1 rRNA gene is annotated in these 1,866 nt (G+C 53.6%); it reads right to left on the bottom strand.

Features of this window, described 5'->3' with window-relative positions:
- Positions 1 to 251: 251 nt before the first annotated feature.
- A 16S ribosomal RNA gene (locus tag WS42_RS14555) occupies positions 252 to 1,776 on the bottom strand.
- Positions 1,777 to 1,866: the final 90 nt, after the last annotated feature.

Genomic DNA, 1,866 nt, shown 5'->3' with positions numbered 1-1,866 from the left:
CGGCTCTGTGTTATTCTACTACATTTTTACTTCGTGGATCATTTGATCCATTAACGTTCCAGCATGTCAAAGAACTTCACAATTTTAAATTTAGCCATTTCAAATTTTAAATCGAAATCTAGAATCTAAAACTTTTAAACCTAAAATTTAACGCCGGGACCAAGGCAACGAGCCTCGTCTCTAAAGATCCCTCGAGGGAATCCCGTTGATGATGAACTGGCGGTAGCGAGCCACATGAGCCCCCGCTCCAGAAAGGAGGTGTTCCAGCCGCACCTTCCGGTACGGCTACCTTGTTACGACTTAGCCCCAGTTACCGGTATTACCTTCGTACGCTCCTTGCGGTTGCATGCTTCAGGTACTCCCGGCTTCCATGGCTTGACGGGCGGTGTGTACAAGGCCCGGGAACGTATTCACCGCGCCATGGCTGATGCGCGATTACTAGCGAATCCAACTTCGTGGAGTCGGGTTGCAGACTCCAGTCCGAACTACGACCGGCTTTAGAGATTCGCTCCGGGTCACCCCGTGGCTGCCCTCTGTACCGGCCATTGTAACACGTGTGTCGCCCCGGGTGTAAGGGCCGTGCTGATTTGACGTCATCCCCGCCTTCCTCGCACCTTACGGTGGCAGTCTCGACAGAGTGCCCGGCTTCAACCGATGGCAACTGGCGATAGGGGTTGCGCTCGTTATGGGACTTAACCCGACACCTCACGGCACGAGCTGACGACAACCATGCAGCACCTTGTAAATAGCCCCGAAGGGAAGAAGTGTTTCCACCTCATGCAATCTACATTTAAACCCGGGTAAGGTTCCTCGCGTATCATCGAATTAAACCACATGTTCCTCCGCTTGTGCGGGCCCCCGTCAATTCCTTTGAGTTTCATCGTTGCCGACGTACTCCCCAGGTGGCTCACTTAATACTTTCGCTTGAACCCTGGCAGTGTATCGCCAAGATCCAGTGAGCATCGTTTACGGCGTGGACTACCAGGGTATCTAATCCTGTTCGCTACCCACGCTCTCGCGCATCAGCGTCAGAACGAGCCTGGGAAGCTGCCTTCGCTATCGGGGTTCCAAGTGATATCTATGCATTTCACCGCTACTTCACTTGTTCCGCCTCCCTCGTCTCGTCTCCAGGGCGCCAGTTTCAACGGCGTGCTACAGTTTAGCTGCAGTCTTTTACCGCTGACTTGACGTCCCGCCTACGCGCCCTTTAAACCCAATAAATCCGGATAACGCTCGCATCCTCCGTATTACCGCGGCTGCTGGCACGGAGTTAGCCGATGCTTATTCGTCAAGTACTGGCATCGAATGACTCGTCATCCTTATTCTTCCCTGACAAAAGAGGTTTACAGGCCATAGACCATTCTTCCCTCACGCGACTTGGCTGGTTCAGGCTCTCGCCCATTGACCAATATTCCTCACTGCTGCCTCCCGTAGGAGTCTGGACCGTGTCTCAGTTCCAGTGTGGGGGACCTTCCTCTCAGAACCCCTAGACATCGTCGGCTTGGTGGGCCGTTACCCCGCCAACTACCTAATGTCGCGCGTGCCCGTCCCGTACCACCGGAATTTTAAATCGAGAGCCATGCGGCCCTCGAGTATCATGGGATGTTAGTCCACGTTTCCGCGGGTTATCTCCCGGTACGGGGTTGGTTGCACACGTGTTACTCACCCGTGCGCCGGTCGCCGGCGAAGTATTGCTACTCCCCGCTGCCCCTCGACTTGCATGTGTTAAGCCTGTCGCTAGCGTTCATCCTGAGCCAGGATCAAACTCTTCATACTAAAATAATCTTTCAGAAATCTTCTCTGGCAGGGTCATGTGTTCATCGAATCTCGACTCGCGTCGATTCCGATTCACGCTCGCTACGTTGT

Origin of the sequence: Odoribacter sp. N54.MGS-14, from assembly GCF_000980295.1 — a bacterium.
GTDB classification, from domain to species: Bacteria; Bacteroidota; Bacteroidia; order Bacteroidales; family Marinifilaceae; genus Odoribacter; species Odoribacter splanchnicus.
Note: the sequence above shows the minus strand (reverse complement) of the source record. Positions and strands in the feature narration are given on the sequence as shown.